Below are 21,576 nucleotides of genomic sequence, written 5' to 3' on the forward strand. Positions count from 1 at the left end.
CAGTTTATTTTATGACAAGCTAATCTGTTTAATCATTGATTTTATTTCAGGAATTAATTCAACCAGTAATTTAGTTTGTTCCATGATCAAGACAGTTTTCTCATCGTCATCGCTGGATGCACGGTCAATGCGATTCAGTAAGCTCACTCTTAGACGCTCTGATTTTTCGTCAATAATTGCGGGATCTAAGGATGTGACTTGAATAGACGATTCGATATAGCAGATTGCATCATTTAATAAGGCGAGATTCGCTTCGTTTTGCATTTGCTCTCGATGGGCACCGAGTGCTGAAATATAGCCTAGTAATGTATGGTTTAAACACAGTAAGCGGAATGCTTGCTCTTGCGTAATTTGGTATGACTTAGGATCCGATGCCATATTTGAAACAATTGAAGCAAATTCTGCATCATTATTATGGGCGTCACGCCTTGCAACACGGTACTCCAAGCTATTATCTTTACCTTGATAATATTGCTGCAAAATAGCGTCTAAATAACGGCAGTTGCTATCCATCGTTTTCTGAACTACTTGTGGTAACTGTCGAAATTTCCAGTCAGGCCAAATAAAACTGACGGCAAGTAATGCGATAAAACAGCCAATTAGAGTGTCGATTATTCGAGGTAATGCGACTTCGAAACCTTCACCGAGTAAATTGAAGCAAAATAGCACCAGTAATGTAATAAATAGTGTTGCTTGAGCATATTGGCTGCTACGGAACATGAAGAACAGTAACCCGGTGATAACGATTAGGGTGAGTTGCCCCTCAATGGATGGCACGATATTGAGTAAAGGTAAGCCAATGGCGATCCCTAATAACGTGCCTGTAATACGTAATGCTAGACGGCGCTTAGTCGCATTATAGTTGGGTTGGCATACAAATAAGCTAGTGAGTAAGATCCAATAACCGCGTTCTAAATCAAATAATTGAATAATCAAGTATCCAGTACAAAGCAAGACTGACATTCTGATTGCATGACGAAACAGCGAGGATTTGGGGGTTAAATGATGTTTGAAGCGGGCAAATACATCACGAATACCCGAGACTGATTCATCAGATAACTGTTCAATTTGCTTATTATTTTGCTGCCAAGAAGCTTGGCCTAAGCTTAAGCCTTTTAGTTGGACATCAATACCTTTGAGATTTTTTAGCAAGTTTCGTAATGCTTTGATTTCATGTAATTCAGGAGATTGTTGTTGGAGTAGCTGCAAGGAGTTTTCAATATACGTAAATGTACGCTCAAAGCGCGGATTATGTTGATATTGTTTGCGCCATAAAACGGATTGAGCGACCTGCTGGCAGGCTCTTGCTTGCATGGTTAATAAGCGTTGAAAGCGAAATAAAATATCACAATGGCGCAAACGGCGGCTAAGCTGTTGATATTGAATATGTGATGAACTAGCTCGTTCATGAATATCTTGGGCGACAAAGTAATATTGCAATGTATTACGCGTGCCTCGCTGACCTCTATCGCCTTTTAATCGACTGAGTAGCGATATTTTTGCCTGATTCATTGTACTGACTAACGTACTGTTAACTAAGGCTAAATCATAGACTGATTGCTGATAGTCATCTTCAAGATCAGGATCAAATAAGTTTGCCTTTGCATCAAGATAAGCCGAAAGCTGCTGATAACATTGCGTAATGGCATCTTGTAGTGGGCGAACAGGGAACAGGATATGCCCGATAAGGGTGAGAATGTTGTACCAAATGGCGCCAGTTAATAAGAGCGCTGGCTGGATGTACCAAGTATCAAAAATAGGTACGCCAAGCATGGTGTATATTGCAATTAGCAGGGCACCGAAAGCGATAGTGGCATAACGTTGCCCTAATGCGCCAAGTAAGATAAAACCGCAGGTTGAGAATGCTAACCCAAAAAAGAATAAAACAGGGTAAGGAAAAAGTAATTCAATAGAGACTGAGGCAATTAAAAAACAGAATAAAGTAATAATTAAATTTTTTATTCTGCCAGTCAATCTATCATCTAAGTCAGTGAGTGCGGCAGCGACAACGCCTAGAGTTAAAGGGATCGTGACTTTAGGCTCTAGGCCTAAAAGCCATGGAACCAAGGTTGTGCCTGTCAGCGCAATTAAGATTCGGGTATAATATAAAATATGGCTGTTATAGAGCACACGACGATAACTGGTTAGCAGCGTTAGCACAAAGTACCTCAGTGGTAAGACAAATCCTTATCTATATAGAATAACGTGTTTACGTAGAATAAAAAACTATTAGCAATTATGCTTTGATTATTTTCACGAATGATTCACACAGGTGCAGAACGTATGGAACTGAAATCAACACAGATTGGACAGCGCCTGGCTCAGCATCCCTATAATCAGGTTCGCTTACTTAATGCAGGCATCGAAGTTAGTGGTGAAAACCATCAATATCTTATTCCCTTCAATGAACTAGTCGATATTCGCTGTAAGCGTGGGATCGTCTGGGGGGAACTGGAATTTGAAGTTTTAGATGAACAAGTCGTTCGTTTGCACGGTACAGAGTGGAAACAAACTCAGCGTTTCTACCATTTTTTGAATGAAAAATGGCAGCAATGGAGCGTTGAAATGAGCGAGGTCAGTGCTCAAGTATTGACGTCTTTAACCCAGTCGATTTTACAACAAACTCAGCAAGATGCGTGGTTAAGTTTACGTAGCTTGCAGTCGATAAAAGAAAGGATCACTCAGCAGTTTTCATCACTTCCTTTACCCCTCGTTCGAATGCCTTTATTTGAAAACTGTGCCGCACATTACCAATTTTGCAAGCAGTGGCTAACGAATAGTGAACAATGCCGCAAGCAAAATAATCAGAATTGGTGCCAGTCAGTTCTAACACGCTATGATGATTTTTTCCAACATATTGAATCCTCTCCATTAAATTATTCTCAATCATTATCAGTTATTAATGGCGAAGATAATGTTTTAGTTTTAGCGGGAGCGGGCAGCGGAAAAACGTCGGTGCTGGTTGCAAGGGCTGGGTGGCTTCTATTAAGAGAACTGGCTAAACCTGAGCAAATCTTATTATTGGCGTTTGGACGTAAAGCTGCGGAAGAGATGAATGAGCGGATTCAATCTCGTTTACAACAAAAAGAGATTGAGGCGAAGACATTTCACGCACTTGCATTGCAGATTATCCGCGAAGGTAGCAATAAGTCACCGATAATTAGTGCGTTAGAGTCGGATACCGAAAAGCGCCAATCTCTTTTGTTGAATGAATGGCGAGAGCAGTGCTACAGTAAAAAAGCCCAAGCGAAAGGTTGGCGAGAGTGGCTGTCAGAAGAATTACAGTGGAATATTCCTGACGGTGAATTTTGGAATGATGAAAAAATTAGTCGCAAAGTGGTCGTTCGACTAGAGCGCTGGTTGAGTTTGATCCGCTCTCATGGCGGTAGCCAAAAAGAGATGGTCGACAATACGCGGGAAGAAATTCGTGCGCTATTCCAAAAACGAATTCGTTTAATGGCTCCGTTATTGAAAGCTTGGAAGAGTGCTCTCAAAGATGAAGGTGCGATTGATTTCTCCGGTCTTATCCATCAAGCGGTCAATATTATTGAAAAAGGGCGTTTTATTAGCCCGTGGAAACATATTTTAGTTGATGAATTCCAAGATATTTCGCCACTGAGAGCCAAATTATTACATGCATTACGCCAACAAAATAAGCAAACCTGTTTATTTGCGGTTGGTGATGATTGGCAGGCAATCTATCGCTTTAGTGGCGCTGAATTGGATTTGACGACGTCATTTAAAACGCATTTTGGTGAAGGGGATTTATGCGCATTAGATACAACATACCGGTTTAATGAGCGCATTGGTGATGTTGCGAATCGTTTTGTGTTACAGAACCCAAGCCAGTTAGGTAAGCCATTAAATAGCCTAACAAAAGGTAATAAGAAATCAGTTGTTTTATTGTATGAAGATGCGCTAGAGCGTTTGCTGGATAAAATGAGTGGTTATGTTTTAGATGATGAAAATATCTTAATTTTGGCTCGTTACCATTATTTAAAACCGGAAATTCTTAATAAAGCGGAAACACGCTGGCCGAAATTGAAAATTCAATTTATGACCATGCATGCATCGAAAGGTCAACAAGCGGATCATGTCATTATTTGTGGTTTAAATGGTGGCAAAGAGGGGTTCCCAGCGCCTGCGCGGGAGTCGATTATTGAAGACGCTTTGCTGCCGCAACCTGAACATTTTGAACATGCGGAAGAGCGACGACTATTTTATGTGGCATTGACGAGAGCGAAGCAACAAGCATGGTTATTGTATAACCCTGATAATCCATCCGAATTTGTTGAAGAGCTAAGGCAAATGGGCGTACCTAGACAGAAAAAACCTTAAAAATCGCTTATTAAAGTTCAGAGCTTAAAAATGAAAACTGCGCCATTGAGTATACTGATGGCGCAGTTTTTTATTTATTTACGACTATTTTCAGGCGTACTATTAATTAGTGCGTTTATTTAAATAGCTTTGATAATCAGGGATCACAATATCAATTTCCCCATCAAAGAAAGGAGAGGTAATCAGAAAATCAGCAGTAGCAGGGTTAGTGGCAACAGGAATATTCCATACAGTGGCTAATCGCAGAAGCGCTTTGACATCTGGATCGTGAGGAACGGCATTTAACGGATCCCAAAAGAAAATGAGTAGGTCGATTTTCTGCTCTGCAATCATGGCACCAATTTGTTGGTCACCGCCCATTGGGCCGCTCAACATGCCAGTAACGGGTAAACCGGTTTCTTTATTGACTAAGCTCCCAGTGGTACCTGTTGCAAACAGTTTGTGTGAGCTTAATTTCGTTTTATTTTGGGTTACCCAACCGAGTAAGGATGATTTACAGTGGTCATGGGCAACTAAGGCAATATTTTTTGAAGCTGCGATTTTTCGGGTGGTAGATTCCATGAGGTTCCCTTAAACAAGATTTGCATCACAATAAATAGTTGTCACGCATCTTAAAAATTGAGTGAACAAAGATGTACAACATATATCATAATGCATATGAATAGTTTACTGATTTTGGGAGATATTTTGATGAGAGATCAAGAAATTGCTGAAATTCTAACAAGCATTAAGACGATTGCATTAGTTGGCGCGAGTGACCGTACAGACCGCCCAAGCTATGAAGTCATGGAATACCTCTTACATCAAGGGTATCAGGTTATTCCGGTGAGTCCGAAGCTCGCGGGGCAAACGTTATTAGGGCAGAGAGTTTATGCACAACTGAGTGAAATCCCTAACCCTATTGATATGGTTGATGTTTTTAGAAATGCAGATGCTGCAGTCGGCGTTGCTCATGAAGCCGTCGCCATTAAAGCTAAAGTTCTATGGTTGCAAAAAGGGGTTATTAGCGAAGAGGCACAAAAGATTGCTGTAAATGCGGGATTACAGTGTGTGATGGATAAATGTCCTAAACAAGAAATTCCAGCGTTAGGTTTGGAAAAATAAGTATCGCGAGTTCATCGACGGTAATGTAAAAAAATAAAGCAGCTGGTGGGCTGCTTTACTGGATTGCGTTCATGGTCAGTTACGTAGACGCGGAGCTTGTAATTGGGATCTTATCGATTCTGCTAACTCATCCATAGAAGGTTGTTCCGGATGGTCATCAGTCAACTCATAAGTAATCTGTGCTTCTGCTAAATAAGTATGAACCGCTTCCCCATTATCATCTTCCATGACGACATGATACCAAGGCAGATCGCGTAATGTACTGTTGGATGCAATGTCATCATCATGTGGTTGGTCGAGCGAGTATTCAGGGTCAACATCAACAACTACCCCAAGGTAGCCGAGAAGTTTGTGCCTGACTTGTTGCCCGATTCCATATTTACTGGTGATCATCATAGCGACCTCCTTAAAAGCCTTGCTTGTGCTGTAAACTACATGTGGGCAGTGCTGTGCGTTTTCAAGCCAATGTGTGGACAATTACTCATAACGCAATACACTGTCTTTAAGTAATAACGAAAAGCAGTGCCTCAATAATCAGATTATCTGCTGAATGAATAAAAAACAACTGTGCCAAAGGGTTTTAATTGATTAAGTAATGACATCGGAGGCTTATATGACAGCAACAGGTCGTTATTTCTATATTTATGGACGAGTCCAAGGTGTTGGGTTTCGTTACCAAACCTATCATTGGGCGAATCAAAATGGGGTCAAAGGTTTTGTTTATAACCGGGATGATGGCAGTGTGAAACTAGCTATTTATGGTTCCGAGCAGGATATTGAGTTTGTCGATGACTGGCTGAAAGCGGGCGGGCCTCCGGGTGCTAAAATCGATCACTACTTTAGTGAAAATTGGCATACAGAACCAATAGCGGATTTTTCCGTCCGCTATTAATGTATTCTTAAATGATTAGCAGGTTCTTAAATGCATTTTACGGGTTTAGGAAGACCTGCAAGTTTTGTCGCTTGCTTCGCAGGACCTTGAGGAAACAGTCGATATAAATAACGGCTGTTGCCTTTTTCTTCTCCAAACTGTTGAGAAACCGCTTTAACTAACATTCTGATCGCTGGTGATGTATTAAATTCTAAATAGAATGCACGAACGAAACGGATAATTTCGAGATGCTCGTCAGTGAGTTCAATTTCTTCTTGCGCAGCGAGTAATGGAATAAGATCTTCGCTCCATTGTTGGCTATCAAGTAGGTAGCCTTGCGAGTCTGTTTCAATTTCTTGATTATTAAAAACCAACATACTTAATTTCTATCCAAACAAAAGTAGACCGCAAATTTAGCAAAAAACCAGCAATAACCCAAGTAAACCCTGTTGGAATAGGAAAAAATGTTGATAATTTCATCCATTGAATCAATGTGCGTCTATTTTTAAAGCGAACGAACAAATTAGGGGTTTACATTGAAAGCGCAGATGATTATAGTGCTCGTCATTGCGGAGGGGTGGCCGAGCGGCTGAAGGCAGCGGTCTTGAAAACCGCCGATGGGAAACCATCCGAGAGTTCGAATCTCTCCTCCTCCGCCATCTTCACTTCTAATCAAGTCTCTGAAATCTTTCAATTCCAAATAAATTCCAAAGTTTATCAAACACTCTAGCAAAATTTCATTCTACCGACGTTTACTGATACCGTTTTAAATCGCTACTATTTCGCTATGCAATACTGGCGGTTTATGGAACTAGCCAATAAAGCAATTAAGCGTGACAAGCCAAAAGATATTGTACATTCCCTATTAATTCAGCCCTCTACACTTAAACTAACACCAAATTATCTGGGAAATTCAAACCAATCCACTGAATTCTAGTTACAATCAAATCTAATTAAGACATAGTTAAATCTAATTATATTCTGTGTAATGGTATCTCTAATTTGAGGCCTCAATATGATAATTAATTGCTATGATAAAAAACTAAGTGAAAATAGAATCGATGAGCTTGTTAACGTACTTTATAAGTGCGTCCTTGGCGGTGCAAGTGTTGGATATACTGATGCAGAAGCTCAAATTAATGAGATGAGAAACTATTGGATTGACGTCAATCATTCGTTATCAACGAATAGTTTTAAGCTGATCTCAGCAGAGCTAGACAATCAAATCGTTGGGGTTGTTGGTCTTGAATTATGCGCAAAACCAAATGGTAAACACCGAGGAGAAATTTGTAAGTTATTGGTGTTACCTGAATATAGGCGTAAAGGACTTGCAAGAAAATTGATGCAAGAGGCTGAGCAAGTTGCATGGAACTTAGGATTGAGGCTTTTAACATTGGATACCAATACTAAAGGGATAACGGTTAGCTTATATAATTCCCTTGGATGGCAGATAAGTGGTGAAATTCCTGATTTCGCTCAATCGGTTGGTGGTATTCTTGAATCCACGACGATTATGTTTAAGCGCAAGCCCGAAAATGGAATTAAAATACACCATCCCTAGTGGTGTAGGGTAATGTCTTGTTTTTAAAGGATATTGAAGGTGTGACTATCTGATTTATATGAAAATTCAAATAAAGCCTTATCAATCTCAGAATGCAGAAAAACTGCATGAAATATTTTATACCTCAGTTCATCGTATTGCAGCTGCATATTATACAGAAGAACAGCTTGAAGCTTGGGCGCCTGATTTATATGAGCGTGAGCATTGGCAAAGCAAAATGGACATATTAAAGCCGTTTATTGCATATATTGATGAAGAGATTGTTGGATATGCAGATCTTCAAGATGACGGGTATATTGACCATTTTTTTGTTATGAAGCCTCGCTGCGGAATTGGTGCCGCACTTATGAATAAACTTGTTGAAGTGGCTAATACGAAAAGCATCAACAAGCTATGGTCATATGTCAGCTTATCAGCTGAAGAATTTTTTAAAAATCATCAATTTGAAATAGTTGAACGTCGAGAAGTTATTGTGAAGGGAGTGCTACTTCATAACGCAATGATGGTTCGATTGGCATTAGAGTTAAATGATTTGAAGTATTGATAGATGTTTTGATGAGAAAAGTCGCTTTTAACGTTTTTGTATCGTAGTCATCATTTACGAAGTTCAACTTCTATTCTGCAATACCAATATATAGCGCCCATACGCCACTCATAAAATCTGTTTTTCTTACCAAAATAGTGAGTTATTTAGCTGTAATCAAATAATGTTAGCCTTTAAGTGAGATTATTTTATAACTATAAGCATTAGTTGCTAATGAATAATAATCTAAAAATGATGGATTATTATGTGTTTTCCTTTAAAATCAAAGGGCTATTATTTTCGCCGAAAAAACACCATTAAATCAATTGTTTTCAATGGAATAATGAGGTTTTTGAAAATTAACAAATGAAGTTTTTATTTATTTTTAACTGAGTAATTAGACAAAAAAGTGGGATTACACATAAAATAAACATGATTTACTAATAGTTTACGAATGATTAACAAATAATATAAAATGGTGAAATTGTTAGGTAAGTAATATTGATCGTGTATAAGGAATTGTGTCGAAATGGCAATAACCAGAAGAAAATTTATTATTGGTGGTTCTGTAGTCGCTGTCGCAGCGGGAGCCGGTATTTTAACTCCGATGTTGACTCGTGAAGGGCGATTTGTTCCGGGTAAACCACGTGTTGGTTTTGTTGAAGGAACGCCTGGCGCATTGCCACAGCAATCTGATGTTGTTGTTATTGGGGCTGGTATCTTAGGTGTTATGACGGCGATTAACCTTGCTGAGCGTGGGTTATCAGTCGTGATTGTAGAAAAAGGGAACATTGCGGGAGAGCAATCATCTCGATTCTATGGTCAGGCAATTACATACAAAATGACCGATGAAACCTTCTTATTACACCATTTAGGCAAACATCGCTGGCGTGATATGAATGCGAAGGTGGGTGTTGATACCACTTACCGTACTCAAGGCCGTGTAGAAGTTCCTTTGGATGAAGAAGATCTGGTTCACGTTCGCCAGTGGATGGATGAGCGCCATAAAAACGTTGGCTCTGATATTCCATTCAAAACACGCATGATCGAAGGAAGCGAGTTAAATCAGCGTCTTCGTGGTGCTAAATCTGATTGGAAAATTGCAGGTTTCGAAGAAGATTCTGGTAGTTTCGATGCGGAAGTTACTGCATTCGTTATGGCAGAATACGCGAAGAAAATTGGTATTAAAATCTATACCAACTGTGCAGCGCGTGGCTTAGAAACTCAAGCGGGTGTGATCTCTGATGTTGTGACTGAAAAAGGCGCAATCAAAACTTCTCAAGTTGTTGTTGCGGGTGGTGTTTGGTCTCGTCTGTTCATGCAAAACCTGGGTGTAGATGTTCCAACATTACCAGCTTATCAATCACAACAATTGATTAGCGCGGCACCAAATGCACCGGGTGGAAACGTTGCTCTGCCAGGCAATATTTACTTCCGTGAACAAGCCGATGGAACCTATGCAACTTCTCCACGCGTGATAGTGGCACCTGTTGTTAAAGAATCCTTCACTTATGGCTATAAATATCTGCCATTGTTAGCATTGCCAGACTTCCCTGTTCATATTTCATTAAACGAACAGCTGATTAACTCGTTTACCCAAGAGACCAGCTGGAAATTAGATGAAGTTTCTCCATTTGAGAAAAACCGTGATATGACGGCATTACCAGACTTACCAGAACTGAATTCATCTCTAGAAAAACTGAAAACTGAGTTCCCTGCATTTAAAGACTCTAAATTAATTGACCAGTGGAGCGGAGCGATGGCTATCGCACCAGATGAAAACCCAATTATTTCTGAAGTCAAGGAATATCCAGGTCTTGTTATTAACACAGCAACTGGCTGGGGTATGACTGAAAGCCCAGTTTCCTCTGAAATGACCGCAGATATTCTGTTAGGTAAAGAGCCAATCATTAACCCGAAAGCATTTAGCCTGTATCGTTTCTAAGTACAGTTTGTTATTGACATTAATGTTGATATAAAAATACTAACGCCCTCATATTGAGGGCTTTTTTGTATCGACAGAAAGTTAAGATTAAATCAAAACAATGCAGCCGTTCTTTTTTAATTTTTCAACGATATTAGGTTTGACTGGAAAGTAACCTTACTCTAAATCGCCAAAATGCTGGGTAAACTGTGTTTCGTACTGACCTATAAATTGCTCTAGTTTTGCTGGAGTATCTCTAATGTTGGTTTCTGTAATACCTGCTTTTGCCATTGCCGCTTTTAATTTTGCTTCCGTTCCTTCATTAATATCGATGTTAGCAATAACCAAGAAAATGGTTTTTAAATCATCACAGCCGCTTTTTGTTTCACATACCTTCGCGATTTTCTGCTCATTAGACATATAGATAGAATAGCTAAAGGCATCTTTGGTGCACACTACATCATTTCTCTCTTCTGAGGTCATATCTTTAGTTATGGCACTGAAAACGCTATTAGTGACCTCTGTGTAGTTTGCAAAAGAGGTGCTATTTTTAGGGGTTGGCAAACCGCTTTTCGTTAAACTTTGATTAGTCACAGGTAAACAGGCCGAATTGGCCATAGCGCCAGAAACAACCGTACCGCTTAAAATGATCGATAAAAGTAATTTTTTAAACATAACAAACCTTTCGTTTTTGAAATGATAAAGTAACGTATAATTTAAGTTTAATTGAGGATATAGGATTAACGGTATTTTTTAGGTTTTATTTAGACTTTGTAATTGATATCTAATTATTTTACGGAGTTAAGATTTTTAGGTGTTTATAAAGGTTGTTTAAGCATGCGATTGGCATGATATTTTTATGAAAAAAACGAAACTATGTTAGCAAAATACATATTAGGCACCATGAAAAAGCAGGCCGCATGTGAAGTTATTTTTGATCAGCGCCAGCAAGATGCTCAGTCGGAAGTTATGCAAATTATCCGGCAGTGGCGATTTCATGATGGGGTTATTCTTCAATGCTCTGAAGAAATCGAATTATCTATTCCCGATAATGATAGCCAATGTCCTGAGTGTTGGATTATTTGGCAAGTTATTGATTCTGCGGGGTGTTCTGTTTTACCTCAAAGAAAAGAGTTTTTTAACGCATGCCAGCAAGCATTTTGGCTAAAAATGCAAATAGCAGAAGAATAAAGCGAAAGATAAGCAAATTAATGACGAATTTAATGTAGAGGCTATCATTGGTTATGAGGTGTTTTTTTGCATATTAACCGATTGAGAGTAATCTTCTGGTAAATTTAGGTATATTAATTAAATTGACTACGTTTTGATAAACACGTTTGAAATATCATATATAGCAAGATTTGTAAGTGAGCGTGCCACATGGCGATGGATAAAATTAAAGAATTATTTGTGAATAACAGGGAATGGGCAACGTCGATTAAAGAACAAGACCCTAGCTTTTTTCGACAATTATCAAAAGACCAACAACCTAAATTTTTATGGATTGGTTGCTCCGATAGCCGAGTACCTTCTGAAAAATTAATTAAAGTTGGCCCTGGCGATCTATTTGTTCATCGAAATATAGCGAATCTGGTGGTTCACACGGATCTCAACTGTTTATCTGCTATTCAATATGCTATTGATGTGCTCAAAGTGGAACATATTATTGTCTGTGGGCATTATGGCTGTGGTGGTGTTGAGGCTGCGATTAACAATAAGGAATTAGGTTTAATTGATAATTGGCTGCTGCATATTCGAGATATTTGGTTTAAACATAGCCGCATGTTAGGTGAGCTTAAACCAACAGAACGTATTAATCGTTTATGTGAATTGAACGTGATTGAGCAAGTTTATAATCTGGGCCACTCCACCGTATTACAATCTGCTTGGAAAAGAGGGCAGGATATTATGGTTCACGGTTGGATCTACGGTATTAATGATGGTTATTTGGTGGATCTTGATATTACGGCAGATAGCCGAGCAAAACTGGAGCTTTGTTATCGTGAAGCGATAGCGGCTTTAACCACAAAAGCGCCGTTTACAACAGGTTGCTCTGCAAATTAATAAAGTAAAGATGCGTTACAGCTAAATTGAGAACTAAATTTTTTCAGTAAAATAATAGACTTATCGAATGAAGCCTTAGTTGTGATTCATTGCTCATTTGTGAAAATGAGAAGATTGAGTCGTTTGTAAACAATATTTAAAAAGCTTACTATCGTTTCAATATTCACTCGTCTTCCATTAAATGAGGTTTTCTATGTCAATTTCAGCACGTAATCAGCTTACAGGAACGGTCGAATCAGTTGTGGCTGGTGCCGTTAATGATGAAGTGGTTTTAAGCTTAGGTAATGGTGAAACAATTTCTGCGGTGATCACGAAAAATAGCACTCAGTTGTTAGGCTTGGCAAAAGGTAAGCAGGCTGTTGCGATTATTAAGGCGCCATGGGTTGTCTTAGTTTCGGATGAGCACGAGTATCTTTTTTCGGCTCGTAACCAGTTCAGTGGACGTATTGATGGGATTGAAACAGGTAGTGTGAATGCTGTGGTTCATTTGACAACGAATGCCGGAACGAAATTATCTGCCGTTGTGACAAATAATAGCATTGAAGAGATGAAATTAGAGGCAGGCAGTAAAGTTACCGCTATTGTCAAAGCATCTAGTGTAATTTTAGCGACGAAAAAATAAGTTAGACCGCTCAATATTACCAAGGTCGTAGTTTTTCTACGACCTATCTATCAGAAGTTAGTTTTTTGCATTTATTCTTAATTGTCCATTTGAACAGGTAGTTAGCATATCTTTTTTTAATAACAGTGAATTAAACAACGGTTAGATGCATAAATCCACCAGAGAAACGACCACTTTCAGGAACAAAGCATAAGAGTTTTTCGCCTTTATTTAAACGCCCTGAATGTAATAATTCATGGATCATGATGTAGATTGAGGCAGAGCCAGTATTTCCTCGCTCTGAGAGATTGGTAAACCAACGCTCTTGAGGGATCGCAAAGTTGAGGTCAGTCAAGCATTCAGATACCGGTTGACGAAAATATTCGGATGAAATGTGGGGAAGGAACCAGTCTATATTATTTGCTGAAATTCCATATTTTTCGATGACTTTTTGTAGTGGTTTTTTTAGCGCTAAGGCGATGATATTTTCATTAAGTAAACGTACATCTTGTTTAATGGAAAAAATTGACCGTGTAATCCATTCTTCTTGTTTCAACTGCTTCCAACTAATTAATTTTCCGTCACTGTCTTTTTCTGCCCCAGCATACATACATGCAGGAATTTCATTCGCGTACGATGAGATATCAATCCAATCAATGCGTAATGATAAGCTATGTGGATTAGGTTGATTTTTCAGCAAGAATGCACCGGCGCCATCGGAAAGCATCCAACGTAGAAAGTCTTTTTCAAAAGCAATTTCTGGGCGCTGTACTAATTGTTCGACCAATGCCTCATTTTCAGCTTGGAAATTACGTGCATGTAAAACGGGAGAGACAACTTCTGATGCGGCTGAAACTGCATTGGTAGTTGTTCCAGAACTGACGGACAAATAAGCATATTTCAACGAAGTTAAGCCTGCTAAGCAAATGCCGGATGTTGAAACAACTTCACAGGGTTTATTTCCAAGTTCCCCATGAACCATGACGCCGTGACCTGGCATTAGTTGATCGGGCAGCGTCGTGCCTGTGGCTAGGCATTCAATATCATTGAGGGAAAAATCACTATCAACTAATCCATGAATGGATTTTGCAGTAACTTGTGGATTGTTAAAATTAGCCACTCCAGAGGAAGGGTTGAGGACATAATGGCGTTTTTTGATTCCATTACTTTTCAGCACAATTCGAAGGGAACGGGATGCCTTTTCACCAATATAACCTAAAACATGTTCTATATTTTTATTATCAACGGCTTCACCGGGGAGGAATATAGACGTTTTTGTAATATATGTATTAATTTTACTCATATTTTCTCTATTTAATTAAATTAAATATTCTAAATGTTTATGTGAGCAAAGAAATATACCTGAAAACGTTAATTGAAATGGGAATAAATTATTTAACTAACTAATAAATAATATTATTCAAAACCGTTGTTTAGTATCTTAGCTATGTTATTAAATATAGTCATTATTTAAATTATATAATAAAGCATCAATACTTTGGTGGTAATAATTTATATCGCTGACGTAATTATCCATATTGTTCCTATTTGATACAGCGAGTGCAGCGCCATGAGTAAAATCAATTAAAATATGTATCCAGAGCGTGGCTTGCTCTAAAGAGTATTTTAATTCTATCGCAAGCTCGATTAGAGTATTGGTTATCCGCTGTGCCTCTTCAGGAAACGCATTTGGGTGATTAAATATTGATAACGTTAATTCAGGGTAACGAACAATACATTCTCGGTATTCAGTTAAGAGGTGCTTGATTTGTTCGATGGGTGTTCTCGATAAACAAGGCATTACCTTAGCGTAAACATGGTTAGCAATCGATTTGACTAAACACTCTTTGTCTTCAAAATAGTAATAAATTGTCATGGGGTTAATGCCCATTTCTTTAGCGAGCGCTCGCATACTGAGTGCTGAGAATCCATGGGAATCAATAAATATTATTGCTGCACTGACAATTGCCTCCGCTGATATTTTTGGTTGTTTCTTATTTGGGCGTCCTACCGTTCGTGTTATTGCTACCAATGCTTTATCCATCATTATTCGCCTTCATCCGAGGATTGTTTTATTTCATAGTGGGATTGGATAAATCCAGAATTAAAGGTTTTAGTTTGTGTATGGTATAAGTGAATATCGTTAGGAATTTTACCAAACAATGGGCGACCAGAACCTAATAAAATGGGGATTCGAGTGATGATAAGATCATGAATCAAGCCTTCAGAAATAAAAGATTGAACTACTTTCCCGCCATCAATATAGGCATGATGATATCCCTCTACTTTTAGCATCTGCATGACTTCTTTAGGGGATAGGTCAATGAAGCGTACTTTTCCTATTAATTCTTCAGGGATAGTTTCTTGAGCGAGTACTTTTGATAGCACAATGACCGGACGATTATAAAACCAAGGTTGAACATGTTTTATTGTCTCATAGGTACCTCTACCCATAATAATCACATCAATATTGGCAATAAATGCATCATAACCGTGATCTTCACCGGTTGAATCTAATTGAAGTAACCAGCTGATATCGCCGTTTTCACGGGCTATAAAGCCATCAATGCTGGTTGCAATAAATACATGTCCAGTCGTCATCACTGTATTCTCGCTCTAATTTATTATACGGCGTATAATAAATGGATAGGTAGAATTTGCAATAGTGAAGTGCTTAATTCCTTATCAGGATAATCTGCATAAAATGGATTAGGGCAGGTGTAAAAAGGTATATTGACAAAGTATATCTAAAGATTAGAATGATTCTCAATTGGTCTCTAAGACTCGTAAGCGTTTACGTTAATCAACGCATATAACTTTGTTGTACCAACAGTTATATGCTGTTGTGTATCCGCTGATTAATGGAGACTGTATGTCATATCAAGACCGTAATTATGTATTAGGTATACCTAAACTTCCGATGAGAGCCCTATTTTTTCTGGTGCCTTTCTTTTTATCTTTGGTGATGAGCGGTATTGTTTCACTAATAAGTACTCTTCGTGCGCTAGGATTCACCTCCGAAATTTATGAGCCTTGGATTAGTTCATGGGCTATTTCATGGATGATTGCATTCCCAACAGTATTATTTGTTTTGCCTATTGCAAGACGTGTATCTCTGCTATTTGTTAAGCAAGCTTAAACAATATGCCACCTATTATTAGGTGGCATAAATAGTGATTTTATTGAGAAGAAAATATTTTTATGTCATTAAAAATTATTGGATTATTTTTTTTAACTGCGATAGCAGAAATTTTAGGTTGCTACTTCCCTTATTTATGGATGAAAAAACAGGGAAGTATTTGGCTGTTAGTACCCACCGTACTCAGTTTAATGCTGTTTGTTTGGTTGTTAACGTTACACCCTGAAGCCAGCGGACGTATTTATGCAACCTATGGAGGCATTTATATTGTGACGGCATTGATCTGGCTAAAAGTCGTTGATGGTGTTTCCCTTGCCGCTACAGATTGGATTGGTGCGCTGGTGGTTTTACTTGGTGCAGGTATTATTATTAGCGGTTGGAAATAATAATTATCCATATATTAAGTTAATTTTAAATATCTAGCTTAATATATGGATTGGTTATCTATTTTAATGTAGGTATAAACCACAATATAGAAAACATTTTCTAATCTAATTAAAATTCATTTGCATTATCTTTATTTAACTTAATTTGTTACTTAATTCAAATAATTTATCTAATTGATCCAAATCAATTTAACAATAATTACCCATTAAGTGGTATTTTTAATGGCTAATTAACTACCTAAATGACATTAATTAACCTTTATTTTCACTTTCATTGATTTTAGGCAATATCTAATTACAAGTGACTGATATTCTCTCCCGCGAATATACAAAAATAAAAAGAGGTTAATAATGAACGTCAGTCGCAGAAAGTTTTTTAAAATCTGCGCCGGCGGGATGGCAGGTACAACTGTAGCTGCGTTAGGTTTTATGCCAGGAATGGCAATGGCTAATGTACGTGAAAATAAATTATTGCGTTCGAAAGAAACGCGTAATACTTGTACCTATTGTTCCGTGGGTTGTGGATTGCTGATTTATAGTATGGGTGATGGGGCAATGAATGCTCGCTCTGCCATCTTCCACGTCGAGGGTGATGCCGATCATCCAGTGAATCGCGGTGCTCTGTGTCCGAAAGGAGCGGGGTTACTGGATTACATTCGTAGTGACAGTCGTTTACGTTATCCTGAATATCGCGCACCAGGCTCGAATAAATGGGAACGCATTAGCTGGGACGATGCTTTTACGCGCATTGCCCGCTTAATGAAAGATGACCGTGATGCCAACTTTATTGAAAAAAATGAACAAGGTGCCACTGTCAATCGCTGGTTATCAACAGGGATGCTTTGCGCCTCTGCGGCTAGCAATGAAACGGGGATGTTAACCCAAAAATTCGCACGATCGCTCGGTATGTTAGCGGTCGACAACCAAGCGCGTGTCTGACACGGACCAACGGTAGCAAGTCTTGCTCCAACATTTGGTCGCGGTGCGATGACCAACCACTGGGTTGATATTAAAAACGCCAATGTGATTGTGGTGATGGGCGGTAACGCCGCTGAAGCTCACCCTGTCGGATTCCGTTGGGCGATTGAAGCGAAAAACAATAATGATGCAACCTTGATTGTGGTAGACCCGCGCTTCACGCGTACCGCATCGGTGGCCGATCATTACGTGCCAATTCGTTCAGGAACGGATATTACCTTCCTTTCTGGTGTTCTACTTTATCTTATTGAAAATAATAAAATAAATTCAGAATACGTTCAGAACTATACCAACGCATCTTTGATTGTTAGAGATGATTTTGACTTTAACGATGGCTTATTCAGTGGCTATGACGCTGAAAAAGGTCGTTATGACAAAACCAGTTGGAACTATAAGTTTGATGAGAATGGTCATGCATTACGTGATGACACGCTGCAAGATCCGCGCTGTGTTTGGAATCTGCTAAGAAAACACGTTTCCCGCTATACCCCTGAAATGGTTGAACGGATCTGTGGTACATCACAAGCAGACTTCTTAAAAGTGTGTGAAATTCTGGCAACCACGAGCGCCGCAGATAAAGCGGGGACATTCCTGTACGCATTAGGTTGGACTCAGCATACAGTGGGCGCGCAAAACATCCGTACCATGGCGATGATCCAGTTGCTTTTAGGCAACATGGGGATTTGTGGTGGTGGGGTGAATGCGCTACGTGGACACTCAAACATTCAAGGCTTAACAGATTTAGGTCTGCTATCGACGAGCCTTCCGGGCTATTTAACGCTGCCATCAGAAAAACAGTTAGATGTTGATAGCTATTTAGCCGCGAATACGCCAAAAGCTACATTACCCAATCAGGTTAACTACTGGAGCAACTATCCGAAATTCTTCGTCAGCTTGATGAAATCATTCTACGGTGATGCGGCTCAACCAGAGAACCAATGGGGCTTTGATTGGTTACCTAAATGGGATCAAGCTTATGATGTTATGAAGTATTTTGACATGATGAGCAAAGATAAAGTCAACGGCTACATCTGCCAAGGCTTTAACCCAGTTGCCTCGTTCCCAGATAAAAACAAAGTGGTTAGCTGCTTAAGTAAGCTGAAATATTTAATCGTGGTTGACCCATTAACCACCGAAACAGCGAACTTCTGGCAGAACCACGGCGAAATGAACGACGTTGATCCTGCTTCCATTCAAACGGAAGTTTTCCGTCTGCCTTCAACCTGCTTTGCGGAAGAAGATGGCTCCATTGCTAACTCCGGTCGCTGGTTACAGTGGCACTGGAAAGCGGCGGACGCCCCGGGTGAAGCGCGTAACGATGGTCAGATCTTAACGGGTATTTTGCACAAAATCCGTGAGATGTATGAACAAGAAGGTGGTAAAGGTCGCGAACCATTGCTGCAAATGCGTTGGGATTATAAACGTCAATTCCATCCTGAATCGGAAGAAGTGGCGAAAGAGAACAACGGGGTTGCACTGGTCGACTTATATGATGCTGATGGCAACTTACAAGCGAAAAAAGGCGAGCTTCTGAATTCATTCGCTCTGCTACGCGCGGATGGTTCAACGGCATCTTCTTGCTGGATCTACACGGGTAGTTGGACCGAAAAAGGCAATCAGATGGCGAATCGCGATAACAGCGACCCATCCGGCATTGGTAATACATTGGGTTGGGCATGGGCATGGCCATTAAACCGCCGCGTTATCTATAACCGTGCCTCTTGTGATACCAAAGGTAAGCCATGGAATAAAGATCTGGTTCTGATTGAGTGGAACGGTAAGAAGTGGGTCGGAAACGATGTTCCTGACTTTAACGCATCGGCACCAGAAGTCGGTACTGGGCCATTTATTATGCAGCCAGAAGGTTTAGGTCGTCTGTTTGCGATTGATAAGATGGCAGAAGGTCCATTCCCTGAGCACTACGAGCCATTTGAAACGCCATTGGGAACTAACCCATTGCATCCAAATGTGGTCTCTAACCCTGCTGCGCGAATTTTTGAAGATGACAAGAAACGTCTTGGAGATCATAAGGAATTCCCGTATGTCGGAACCACTTATCGCTTAACGGAGCATTTCCATACTTGGACCAAGCATGCGCGCTTAAACGCCATTGCTCAGCCAGAGCAGTTTGTGGAAATCAGTGAAACCTTAGCCAAAGCCAAAGGTATCGTTTTGGGTGATAAGGTTAAAGTCAGCAGTAAACGCGGCTTTATTAAAGCGATTGCCGTGGTAACACCACGTCTGCAAACCCTGATGGTTGACGGTAAACCGATTGAAACAGTGGGTCTACCTATTCACTGGGGCTTTGAGGGTGAAACGCAAAAAGGCTTTATTACCAACACGTTAACGCCATCTGTGGGGGACGCTAACTCTCAGACTCCTGAGTATAAAGCGTTTTTAGTTAACATTGAGAAGGCGTAAGGGAGGGAACTATGTCCATGCAATCTCAAGACATTATTAAACGTTCCGCGACCAATAGCATTACGCCTCCACCACAGGCGCGTGACGATAAATTTGAAGTCTGCAAACTGATTGACGTGTCATCCTGTATCGGCTGTAAAGCCTGTCAGGTGGCATGTTCAGAATGGAATGATATCCGTGATGAGGTAGGACACTGCGTTGGGGTTTACGATAACCCAACCGATTTAAGTGCCAAATCTTGGACGGTGATGCGTTTTAGCGAAGTCAGTGAGCAAGGCAAATTGGAATGGCTTATCCGTAAGGATGGCTGTATGCACTGTACCGATCCAGGTTGCTTGAAGTCATGCCCATCTGCGGGTGCGATTATTCAATATGCTAACGGTATTGTGGATTTCCAATCGGAACACTGTATTGGTTGTGGTTACTGTATCGCGGGTTGCCCGTTCAACATTCCTCGATTAAATCCAAAAGATAATCGTGTGTACAAATGTACATTATGTGTTGACCGTGTTGCCGTGGGGCAAGAACCGGCTTGCGTGAAAACTTGCCCGACAGGTGCTATTCGTTTTGGTACTAAAAACGAAATGCTGGAATACGGCGCGGAGCGTGTTGAAAAACTGCAAAAACGGGGTTATGCCCAAGCTGGCATTTATGATCCTGAAGGTGTTGGGGGAACTCATGTGGTGTACGTGCTACATCATGCGGATAAACCTGAGCTTTATCATGGATTACCAAAAGACCCACAGATTGATACACCAATTAATCTATGGCAAAGCATCCTGAAACCATTATCGGTAGCGGGCTTTATCGCCACATTTGCAGGGCTGATTTTCCACTATGTGGGTATTGGTCCAAATAAAGAAGTGGATGATGAAGAGGAGAAAGATGACCATGAGTAAAAAGAGCAAAATGATCGTTCGGACTAAATTTATTGACCGAGCGTGCCACTGGACAGTGGTTATCAGCTTCTTCTTAGTCGCATTGTCGGGTATTGCACTGTTTTTCCCAACCTTGAAGTGGCTGACTGAAACTTTCGGTACGCCACAGATGGGACGAATTTTGCATCCTTTCTTCGGTGTGCTTATTTTCGTCGTGCTGATGTTTATGTTTGTGCGCTTTGTAAAACACAATATCCCAGATAGAAAAGATATTCCTTGGCTACTGAATATTGTGCAAGTTCTCAAAGGTAACGAACATAAAGTGGCTGATGTGGGCAAATACAACGCCGGTCAAAAAATGATGTTCTGGAGTATCATGAGTATGATTTTTGTACTTTTGGTTACCGGAATTATCATGTGGCGACCTTATTTCGCGCATTTATTCCCAATCTGGATGGTGCGTTGGAGTATTTTGATTCATGCATTAGCGGCAATTATTCTGATCCATGCAATTTTAATCCACATGTATATGGCATTTTGGGTTAAAGGATCTATCAACGGCATGATTGAAGGTAAAGTTAGCCGTCGCTGGGCGAAGAAACATCACCCACGTTGGTATCGCGATGTTGAAGCGAAAGAAGCCAAAGCGGAAGCTGAAAAAAGCCAGTAATTTCGCTGTCAATTAAGTAATATAAGCCACTGTTGTTGACGTTACCGAGAAGGTTACACAATGACAGTGGCTTTTTTATGTTTAAAGAATGTCTTATTTGAGGTTGATTGTATTGAGT

The 21,576-nt window shown here is 39.8% G+C and carries 22 protein-coding genes and 1 tRNA gene; 15 read left to right on the forward strand and 8 right to left on the reverse strand.

Annotation, left to right across the window (positions count from 1 at the left end):
* Positions 1–9 precede the first annotated feature (9 nt).
* Positions 10–2,160 carry a YccS family putative transporter gene (gene yccS / locus M5X66_RS05825; protein ID WP_159075029.1) on the reverse strand — a complete coding sequence of 717 codons (2,151 nt, stop codon included), beginning with the start codon at positions 2,158–2,160 and terminating at the stop codon, positions 10–12.
* Between the two features lie 123 nt (positions 2,161–2,283).
* On the opposite strand from yccS, the gene helD reads away from it, so the two are divergent.
* Positions 2,284–4,338 carry a DNA helicase IV gene (gene helD, locus M5X66_RS05830; protein WP_270103933.1) on the forward strand — a complete coding sequence of 685 codons (2,055 nt, stop codon included), beginning with the start codon at positions 2,284–2,286 and terminating at the stop codon, positions 4,336–4,338.
* 102 nt (positions 4,339–4,440) lie between these two features.
* Here helD and M5X66_RS05835 read toward each other — a convergent pair whose 3' ends face one another.
* Positions 4,441–4,899: a methylglyoxal synthase gene (locus M5X66_RS05835; protein WP_154637430.1), complete on the reverse strand. Its 459-nt coding sequence runs from the start codon at positions 4,897–4,899 to the stop codon at positions 4,441–4,443.
* Between the two features lie 129 nt (positions 4,900–5,028).
* Here M5X66_RS05835 and M5X66_RS05840 point away from each other — a divergent pair, with 129 nt between their 5' ends.
* A complete protein-coding gene (locus tag M5X66_RS05840; protein ID WP_154637429.1) occupies positions 5,029–5,442 on the forward strand; it encodes a CoA-binding protein in 414 nt (137 codons plus the stop codon).
* A 75-nt stretch (positions 5,443–5,517) separates the two neighbouring features.
* On the opposite strand, the gene hspQ is transcribed toward M5X66_RS05840, so the two are convergent.
* A complete protein-coding gene (hspQ, locus tag M5X66_RS05845) occupies positions 5,518–5,838 on the reverse strand; it encodes a heat shock protein HspQ (protein WP_270103934.1) in 321 nt (106 codons plus the stop codon).
* A gap of 217 nt (positions 5,839–6,055) precedes the next feature.
* Between hspQ and M5X66_RS05850 the strand changes: the two genes are divergently transcribed.
* Complete coding sequence (locus M5X66_RS05850; protein WP_036951674.1) at positions 6,056–6,334, forward strand: acylphosphatase; 279 nt, start codon at positions 6,056–6,058, stop codon at positions 6,332–6,334.
* A 26-nt stretch (positions 6,335–6,360) separates the two neighbouring features.
* Here the strand turns inward: M5X66_RS05850 and M5X66_RS05855 are convergent, their stop codons facing one another.
* Positions 6,361–6,690 (reverse strand): TusE/DsrC/DsvC family sulfur relay protein, encoded by a 330-nt coding sequence (locus M5X66_RS05855; protein ID WP_036951672.1) that lies wholly within the window; start codon positions 6,688–6,690, stop codon positions 6,361–6,363.
* A 194-nt stretch (positions 6,691–6,884) separates the two neighbouring features.
* Between M5X66_RS05855 and M5X66_RS05860 the strand changes: the two genes are divergently transcribed.
* The 4 genes from M5X66_RS05860 (at position 6,885) to M5X66_RS05875 (ending at position 10,342) form a co-directional block, all read left to right on the forward strand.
* Positions 6,885–6,972 (forward strand) — tRNA-Ser (locus M5X66_RS05860).
* 356 nt (positions 6,973–7,328) lie between these two features.
* Complete coding sequence (locus tag M5X66_RS05865; protein ID WP_036951614.1) at positions 7,329–7,874, forward strand: GNAT family N-acetyltransferase; 546 nt, start codon at positions 7,329–7,331, stop codon at positions 7,872–7,874.
* A 58-nt stretch (positions 7,875–7,932) separates the two neighbouring features.
* On the forward strand, positions 7,933–8,418 hold the full coding sequence (locus M5X66_RS05870) for a GNAT family N-acetyltransferase (RefSeq protein ID WP_036951611.1): 486 nt from the start codon (positions 7,933–7,935) through the stop codon (positions 8,416–8,418).
* 508 nt (positions 8,419–8,926) lie between these two features.
* Positions 8,927–10,342, forward strand: coding sequence for an NAD(P)/FAD-dependent oxidoreductase (locus M5X66_RS05875; protein ID WP_036951608.1), 1,416 nt, complete (start codon positions 8,927–8,929; stop codon positions 10,340–10,342).
* 156 nt (positions 10,343–10,498) lie between these two features.
* On the opposite strand, the gene M5X66_RS05880 is transcribed toward M5X66_RS05875, so the two are convergent.
* Complete coding sequence (locus M5X66_RS05880; RefSeq protein WP_154600309.1) at positions 10,499–10,996, reverse strand: hypothetical protein; 498 nt, start codon at positions 10,994–10,996, stop codon at positions 10,499–10,501.
* A gap of 201 nt (positions 10,997–11,197) precedes the next feature.
* Here M5X66_RS05880 and M5X66_RS05885 point away from each other — a divergent pair, with 201 nt between their 5' ends.
* The 3 genes from M5X66_RS05885 to M5X66_RS05895 all read left to right on the forward strand — a co-directional run bounded on the left by M5X66_RS05885 (position 11,198) and on the right by M5X66_RS05895 (position 13,007).
* Positions 11,198–11,512: a hypothetical protein gene (locus tag M5X66_RS05885; RefSeq protein WP_036951602.1), complete on the forward strand. Its 315-nt coding sequence runs from the start codon at positions 11,198–11,200 to the stop codon at positions 11,510–11,512.
* Between the two features lie 189 nt (positions 11,513–11,701).
* On the forward strand, positions 11,702–12,385 hold the full coding sequence (gene can, locus M5X66_RS05890; protein ID WP_036951600.1) for a carbonate dehydratase: 684 nt from the start codon (positions 11,702–11,704) through the stop codon (positions 12,383–12,385).
* 193 nt (positions 12,386–12,578) lie between these two features.
* Positions 12,579–13,007, forward strand: coding sequence for a TOBE domain-containing protein (locus M5X66_RS05895; RefSeq protein WP_036951599.1), 429 nt, complete (start codon positions 12,579–12,581; stop codon positions 13,005–13,007).
* Between the two features lie 130 nt (positions 13,008–13,137).
* Here M5X66_RS05895 and M5X66_RS05900 read toward each other — a convergent pair whose 3' ends face one another.
* The 3 genes from M5X66_RS05900 to M5X66_RS05910 all read right to left on the reverse strand — a co-directional run bounded on the left by M5X66_RS05900 (position 13,138) and on the right by M5X66_RS05910 (position 15,587).
* Entirely contained in the window at positions 13,138–14,289 is a 1,152-nt protein-coding gene (locus M5X66_RS05900) for a beta-ketoacyl-ACP synthase III (protein ID WP_270103935.1), read from the reverse strand.
* Between the two features lie 150 nt (positions 14,290–14,439).
* Positions 14,440–15,033: a TetR/AcrR family transcriptional regulator gene (locus M5X66_RS05905; RefSeq protein WP_154634434.1), complete on the reverse strand. Its 594-nt coding sequence runs from the start codon at positions 15,031–15,033 to the stop codon at positions 14,440–14,442.
* Entirely contained in the window at positions 15,033–15,587 is a 555-nt protein-coding gene (locus M5X66_RS05910) for a dihydrofolate reductase family protein (RefSeq protein WP_036951593.1), read from the reverse strand. Before M5X66_RS05910 ends, M5X66_RS05905 begins: the two co-directional genes overlap by 1 nt.
* Before the next feature lie 271 nt (positions 15,588–15,858).
* On the opposite strand from M5X66_RS05910, the gene M5X66_RS05915 reads away from it, so the two are divergent.
* The 5 genes from M5X66_RS05915 to fdnI all read left to right on the forward strand — a co-directional run bounded on the left by M5X66_RS05915 (position 15,859) and on the right by fdnI (position 21,458).
* The gene (locus tag M5X66_RS05915) at positions 15,859–16,125 is read left to right on the forward strand and encodes a DUF2798 domain-containing protein (protein WP_036951591.1); all 267 of its coding nucleotides are present in this window, start codon (positions 15,859–15,861) and stop codon (positions 16,123–16,125) included.
* A gap of 62 nt (positions 16,126–16,187) precedes the next feature.
* The gene (locus M5X66_RS05920; protein ID WP_036951590.1) at positions 16,188–16,511 is read left to right on the forward strand and encodes a YnfA family protein; all 324 of its coding nucleotides are present in this window, start codon (positions 16,188–16,190) and stop codon (positions 16,509–16,511) included.
* Between the two features lie 351 nt (positions 16,512–16,862).
* Positions 16,863–19,910 (forward strand): formate dehydrogenase-N subunit alpha, encoded by a 3,048-nt coding sequence (gene fdnG / locus M5X66_RS05925; RefSeq protein ID WP_154600307.1) that lies wholly within the window; start codon positions 16,863–16,865, stop codon positions 19,908–19,910.
* A gap of 11 nt (positions 19,911–19,921) precedes the next feature.
* On the forward strand, positions 19,922–20,809 hold the full coding sequence (gene fdxH, locus M5X66_RS05930) for a formate dehydrogenase subunit beta (protein ID WP_165906918.1): 888 nt from the start codon (positions 19,922–19,924) through the stop codon (positions 20,807–20,809).
* Complete coding sequence (gene fdnI, locus M5X66_RS05935; RefSeq protein ID WP_036951972.1) at positions 20,802–21,458, forward strand: formate dehydrogenase-N subunit gamma; 657 nt, start codon at positions 20,802–20,804, stop codon at positions 21,456–21,458. The genes fdxH and fdnI overlap by 8 nt, the downstream gene beginning before the upstream one ends.
* Positions 21,459–21,576 lie beyond the last annotated feature (118 nt).

Origin of the sequence: Providencia sp. PROV188 (assembly GCF_027595165.1) — a bacterium.
Taxonomy (GTDB): domain Bacteria; phylum Pseudomonadota; class Gammaproteobacteria; order Enterobacterales; family Enterobacteriaceae; genus Providencia; species Providencia lanzhouensis.

Excerpts from the sequence above, each read along its gene's own strand:
- helD (WP_270103933.1), top strand. The coding sequence starts at position 2,284 with ATGGAACTGAAATCAACACAGATTGGACAGCGCCTGGCTCAGCATCCC.
- M5X66_RS05835 (WP_154637430.1), bottom strand. The coding sequence starts at position 4,899 with ATGGAATCTACCACCCGAAAAATCGCAGCTTCAAAAAATATTGCCTTA.
- M5X66_RS05840 (WP_154637429.1), top strand. The coding sequence starts at position 5,029 with ATGAGAGATCAAGAAATTGCTGAAATTCTAACAAGCATTAAGACGATT.
- hspQ (WP_270103934.1), bottom strand. The coding sequence starts at position 5,838 with ATGATGATCACCAGTAAATATGGAATCGGGCAACAAGTCAGGCACAAA.
- M5X66_RS05850 (WP_036951674.1), top strand. The coding sequence starts at position 6,056 with ATGACAGCAACAGGTCGTTATTTCTATATTTATGGACGAGTCCAAGGT.
- M5X66_RS05855 (WP_036951672.1), bottom strand. The coding sequence starts at position 6,690 with ATGTTGGTTTTTAATAATCAAGAAATTGAAACAGACTCGCAAGGCTAC.
- M5X66_RS05865 (WP_036951614.1), top strand. The coding sequence starts at position 7,329 with ATGATAATTAATTGCTATGATAAAAAACTAAGTGAAAATAGAATCGAT.
- M5X66_RS05870 (WP_036951611.1), top strand. The coding sequence starts at position 7,933 with ATGAAAATTCAAATAAAGCCTTATCAATCTCAGAATGCAGAAAAACTG.
- M5X66_RS05875 (WP_036951608.1), top strand. The coding sequence starts at position 8,927 with ATGGCAATAACCAGAAGAAAATTTATTATTGGTGGTTCTGTAGTCGCT.
- M5X66_RS05880 (WP_154600309.1), bottom strand. The coding sequence starts at position 10,996 with ATGTTTAAAAAATTACTTTTATCGATCATTTTAAGCGGTACGGTTGTT.
- M5X66_RS05885 (WP_036951602.1), top strand. The coding sequence starts at position 11,198 with ATGTTAGCAAAATACATATTAGGCACCATGAAAAAGCAGGCCGCATGT.
- can (WP_036951600.1), top strand. The coding sequence starts at position 11,702 with ATGGCGATGGATAAAATTAAAGAATTATTTGTGAATAACAGGGAATGG.
- M5X66_RS05895 (WP_036951599.1), top strand. The coding sequence starts at position 12,579 with ATGTCAATTTCAGCACGTAATCAGCTTACAGGAACGGTCGAATCAGTT.
- M5X66_RS05900 (WP_270103935.1), bottom strand. The coding sequence starts at position 14,289 with ATGAGTAAAATTAATACATATATTACAAAAACGTCTATATTCCTCCCC.
- M5X66_RS05905 (WP_154634434.1), bottom strand. The coding sequence starts at position 15,033 with ATGATGGATAAAGCATTGGTAGCAATAACACGAACGGTAGGACGCCCA.
- M5X66_RS05910 (WP_036951593.1), bottom strand. The coding sequence starts at position 15,587 with ATGACGACTGGACATGTATTTATTGCAACCAGCATTGATGGCTTTATA.
- M5X66_RS05915 (WP_036951591.1), top strand. The coding sequence starts at position 15,859 with ATGTCATATCAAGACCGTAATTATGTATTAGGTATACCTAAACTTCCG.
- M5X66_RS05920 (WP_036951590.1), top strand. The coding sequence starts at position 16,188 with ATGTCATTAAAAATTATTGGATTATTTTTTTTAACTGCGATAGCAGAA.
- fdxH (WP_165906918.1), top strand. The coding sequence starts at position 19,922 with ATGTCCATGCAATCTCAAGACATTATTAAACGTTCCGCGACCAATAGC.
- fdnI (WP_036951972.1), top strand. The coding sequence starts at position 20,802 with ATGAGTAAAAAGAGCAAAATGATCGTTCGGACTAAATTTATTGACCGA.